Origin of the sequence: Flavobacterium muglaense, from assembly GCF_014305155.1 — a bacterium.
GTDB lineage: Bacteria > Bacteroidota > Bacteroidia > Flavobacteriales > Flavobacteriaceae > Flavobacterium > Flavobacterium muglaense.
This window is the reverse complement of record NZ_JACRUK010000094.1, coordinates 1-4,780: the sequence shown is the minus strand read 5'-3', so window position 1 is coordinate 4,780 and position 4,780 is coordinate 1. Positions and strand designations below refer to the sequence as shown.

Genomic DNA, 4,780 nt, shown 5'->3' with positions numbered 1-4,780 from the left:
AATACTTTCTCCTTTGAATGATTCCATAATAAAATTCTTTCACGAAAGATAAGAATTTATCTTTACACCTCTATTAATAATTTAATAAACCAACACTTTACGACTTATTAATTTACCATTACTACTCGCTACAACAATGTAAATTAGGTTCTTATTAGACATTACAAAGCGATGAATCAGTTTTCCATCTACTGCTTTTTCGATCAATCGACGGCCGGCAACATCATAAATCGCAACTGTTGTTTTTTGCTCTACATTGGTCAAATCGACTACAATTTGATTGCCATCATAATAGATAAGTGCTGGCAAATTGACTGGCTCAACTGTAACGGGACTAAAATGTAATACAAAACGATCCGCAGCGTCATTGACCGCAGCATTAAATTTATAAGATGCCGTCAAATTAAGATCTTGAATTGTTTTGGTCTTTTTATCTTCTAATAAAAACGTTGTTACATTGGCAATATGCTCATCAAAGGTCATCTCAAAAGAACCATCTTTACCCGCTTTAAATTGCAACGGAATACTAGCATTCTCGACAACATCTGTTAAATATCGCACTGACAAATCAGCGTTTTCTTGATTCCAATATAAAGACGGAGCGGTTACGCTTCGGCTAAACAATTTCAAAGCACCGGGTAGATTGATTCTGCCAAGACCTCATCAAATCCAGTACCATCATTGGCTTGGATTTTGACTCTCAAACGGTTCTCTTTTTCGGCCTTAACTTTCATCCAATTATTAGCACCACTGTTTACTCTCACCGCGTTCCCCATCGTAATTGAACCTGCTGTACTAGCACGTACAAAAAATCCTTGTGTCGGTGCGATGTATTGCGTAACACTGTTAGTCCCCGTGGTTCCATTAGAATTAAATACACCATAATTATTGGCGGCAGGATTCCAAATATACATATCATATCCACCTGCAGCCGTAATCAAGTCGGATCGCGTCCAACCTGTAGTTGCCTTCCAGTCAATCGAAGAAGGATATGGATTTCCGATTAAATTAAATCCTTTAACAGTCAAATCTGGACTACTATTGGTTAACGGATACGTCACAGTACCGTTATTTAGTAAACCTGCAAATTCTTTGGTTGGATTGACCGCTTGAGTCGAATACAAATACCCTCTCCCTTTTACAAAACTAGTGGTAGGGTGCAATGATGGCCAAGTTGGTGCAACAGTATTATTCAACAAATAAGTCCAACAAGGAGTTGGTTCGTTCCATTTTCTACCGATAACACTATCTGATTTTACTTCATTTTGTGACTGTAACAATGATACATTTTGTCTAATTTTATCTAATCTTGCCTTTTTTACCAATGGTAATTCAAAATTTGCATCCATTACAATGGATAAAGAGCGGTAATTAAATATCATATTAAAACCAAACGCGTCACTAAGCACTGTTGACTCTACAAATATTGCAGCTGACTCTTTAGTAAAGCCGTTTGGAGAGCGTATTGTATTATGGTCAATAGTAATTTGTCTTTCTTCAAAATCAATGACATAAGGTCGATTCACATTTTCAATGAAACCAGTGAATGTATCATTAGATCTAACGCATAAAATCCCTAATTTATCAAACAAATCGTTGACATCAATATAAGCTCTATTTCTGTCAGTGATAAGTACATCCGCCTCTATCTTGCCATATCCCTTGATGAAAATTTCTACTGGAATTTCGTCAATTGACATTATGGGATCCAGCTTTATAACTTTGTTTATTGGAGTCTCTGCAGCTTGAACAACCGAAAAAAACATACAAATAAGCAATAAATGCAGCCTCATGCAGATTTTTTCAGCATCTAGTCTTACTACAGTTTTGGCAGTATTTGTTTTTATTAGTGTCATTATTGCTGGGTAAAAGTCATAGGAAAACTTCCAATATAAACTCCTGGTACAGCATTAGCCGGTACAATAAGAGTACCTCCTGCTCGAAGTATTGTTGTGAATGTACAGTTAGTATCAACTGCAAATGAACTTCCATTTGTCAGTATATCACCCAGTCCATCTCTCTTAGCTTCACCAATTAATAATTCCAATTGACCACCATTACTTCCATTAATATATACAGAATAAACATTATTCAGAGTGACGGTCCTACCTTGACACAGCTTAATTTCAAAAACAGCAGGTGTCACAGAGCTACTATTAACAGATATTACTCCACCAGTTGTACTTACATTTCCTTGAAAATCGACTTTAATTGAACCCGCACCAGTGACATAGAATGTACCAAAATCAATGGGCTGTGTAGGAACAACTGTAATTTCACGTTGCGGTAAACCTGGTTGTGCATTTAAAATATTTATAAAAAGAAAAAACATCGCTAGTAATAGCAAATCTAGAATTCGGTATTTAGTACTTTTTATGTGTATCATTATTGATTCTAGTTTACTGACCCATAAAGCAAATTATTTACCGCAAGTTTGACTTATAATTTTAAATCAGCTTCTGCAAGAATTTCTTTGCTTTCATTTTCGGTAAAAACAACTTTAAATGATCCTCCTTTAAAGTCTACATTACTTGGTGCATTTAGTTTTACTCTCATATTTCGCGCACTACCGGGAAGATAAAGCCCAATACCTTTTACACTACCCACTTCATAGACCTTGTTGTTTGGTGCTACATAACTTACCAAAAAATCCCCATAAGCAGACATATTACCGGCCCTATTTAATTTAAACAAAAGTAAATTTTCTTGATCTTTACTTTTCGAATAAGACATATTAGAAATCGATAAAGACGTTTTGTTTTCTCCTTTTCGAATGATACAAGCGATAGAAATTCCAAAAACCGCCTCAAGCTTCACAGAAACCAGAGCTTCTTTAGCTTTGGCTGCCGTACCTAATGCAGTTTTTTCTTGCTCAGCTCTAAAATAGAGATGTGACCTATATTCGCCATCAGCAATATTCTCTGTATTATACATCTGTACTTTTAAAATTTGAGATTCATTGGGCCCCAATTTTACAATACGAGGGTACAGACGTACGTAAGGTGAAGCAAAACGTAAACCTTCCTCTTCCTCCTTTACAGATAGTAATTCCCCATCTTCATTCATCTTATATTCTATAAATGAAATGTTATAGACTGCACTGTCTTTTCCAGTATTTGAAAGCACTAATTTTTCTATCTTTTTTTTCCCATCAAATACAATTCGTTTAGGATGTACTACCAAATTTCCTTGCGCAAATAATGAATTACCAAAAAAGATATACAAAATTAATATAACTGAGTTCCGAAAGAGGTGCGGAAATAAAGAAAGAAACTTGATTTCTATATTCATTACAATTATCATTTACAAATTGATTGCATTAAAGCACGAAAAACCCAAATACACAGCAGGTCGTGGTATTTGGGTTATAGCTTAACAAAAGATTTTTTAATTATAATTAACAGTAACTTTCAAGTCAGCTGTATTTGTATACACTCCTGCTGTTTGAGCTCCCACTAAATTCAGTTTACCACCTACAAAGATATCTTGCGCACCTCCCGTTAACATTCCAGTAGTACCAACATTATTACCGATATTTGTTACTTGCATTACACTAGTTGTATTAGTGTGTGTAAGAGTAATAGTTTGTGGTATACTAATCGAATAAGCATAATCAGCTTTACCTGTAACCGTGAATTTTGCCGAAGAAATTGTTCCGGGAGTAGTAGAGGAAAAGGAAGCTCCACCTGCTGCAACTCTTCCACTTAGAAAATCTAAAGTAACAGTTCCATCAGTTCCATTTGTCGAAATATCACCAAAGTTCATATCGACAACTTTAATAATGGCAATAGGTGTGATAATAGTAGCAGTCGCAGTTGCAGCTTGACTGACTACGGTTTGAGCATAAGCGCTACTTGAAAAAGCAGCAATAGCTAGGATCGCGAATAAAGTAATTTTTTTCATAATACCTTTAAGGTTAAATTGTTTTTGGGACAGATTTGGAAATATATTTTAAAATAATTACTCAAAGATTACAGCTAACATTTATAAAATAAAAATATTTGATCAAAAAACACAGATTTCATCGACTAACTACATAGAATATAAAATTTTAAAATCTTAATACTACAATAAAAAAAGCAAAATATATTTTTAGCATATCTATATTTAAGAAATAGTAATCGCTAAAATAACCTTTAAAAAGCAGGAATATATTTAACTACAATATCCTACACTACTAAGAGACACCAATTATTAAAAACTTGATATCAGCACTTTAATATAGAAAAGCGGAAAATTGTAACACAAATACATCGACCACTATTAAATCCTAATTTATTTTTCGATTACTTGACTTACTTTGGGAAATGTTACCTATCAAAATATAACCTATGCCCAAATTAATTGTAAATCAATAATTTACTAGCTATTTCTAATTAAATTCCATTAAATATATCAATTAAAAAGAATCAAAACAAATGAAAATGTCAGAAAAAGATTATCGATCGACGAAACCGATCTTTCTAATAGCGCTCTTTACATCGTTTTAATAAACAAAGGCAATATAATAGCGATGGTTGCAGGAACTGAAGAAGAAACAGTAATTACTGTAATTAAAAAAATCTTCCTTAACAACGAAACCTAGAACATGAGATAACAATGGACATGACCGGTAATATGGAATTAATTGGAATTGATCCATTATTTCCCTATATCCAAAAAGAGTACAATCTAACGCAAGGATTACGTAACATCTTAAAAAAAACTGACAAAATCATTGGTTTTGCCAGACTAGCTAAATGACATGAAAAAGTAAATCAATCAGGATTTAAGTCTTTCA

General features: G+C 33.7%; 6 protein-coding genes. 1 reads left to right on the top strand and 5 read right to left on the bottom strand.

The genetic code is table 11. From position 1 onward, the window contains the following. Window positions 1–81: 81 nt before the first annotated feature. The 5 genes from H8R24_RS17755 to H8R24_RS17735 all read right to left on the bottom strand — a co-directional run bounded on the left by H8R24_RS17755 (window position 82) and on the right by H8R24_RS17735 (window position 3,903). Complete coding sequence (locus H8R24_RS17755) at window positions 82–630, bottom strand: hypothetical protein (RefSeq protein WP_222621513.1); 549 nt, start codon at window positions 628–630, stop codon at window positions 82–84. Beyond that, window positions 627–1,856: a hypothetical protein gene (locus tag H8R24_RS17750; RefSeq protein WP_187021761.1), complete on the bottom strand. Its 1,230-nt coding sequence runs from the start codon at window positions 1,854–1,856 to the stop codon at window positions 627–629. The genes H8R24_RS17755 and H8R24_RS17750 overlap by 4 nt, the downstream gene beginning before the upstream one ends. Beyond that, complete coding sequence (locus tag H8R24_RS17745) at window positions 1,856–2,386, bottom strand: DUF4402 domain-containing protein (protein ID WP_187021764.1); 531 nt, start codon at window positions 2,384–2,386, stop codon at window positions 1,856–1,858. The genes H8R24_RS17750 and H8R24_RS17745 overlap by 1 nt, the downstream gene beginning before the upstream one ends. 53 nt (window positions 2,387–2,439) lie before the next feature. Further along, window positions 2,440–3,291 carry a fimbrial biogenesis chaperone gene (locus H8R24_RS17740; RefSeq protein ID WP_187021766.1) on the bottom strand — a complete coding sequence of 284 codons (852 nt, stop codon included), beginning with the start codon at window positions 3,289–3,291 and terminating at the stop codon, window positions 2,440–2,442. A gap of 96 nt (window positions 3,292–3,387) precedes the next feature. Next, on the bottom strand, window positions 3,388–3,903 hold the full coding sequence (locus H8R24_RS17735; protein WP_187021769.1) for a DUF4402 domain-containing protein: 516 nt from the start codon (window positions 3,901–3,903) through the stop codon (window positions 3,388–3,390). A 696-nt stretch (window positions 3,904–4,599) separates the two neighbouring features. On the opposite strand from H8R24_RS17735, the gene H8R24_RS17730 reads away from it, so the two are divergent. Then, window positions 4,600–4,743 (top strand): hypothetical protein, encoded by a 144-nt coding sequence (locus H8R24_RS17730; protein WP_187021771.1) that lies wholly within the window; start codon window positions 4,600–4,602, stop codon window positions 4,741–4,743. Window positions 4,744–4,780: the final 37 nt, after the last annotated feature.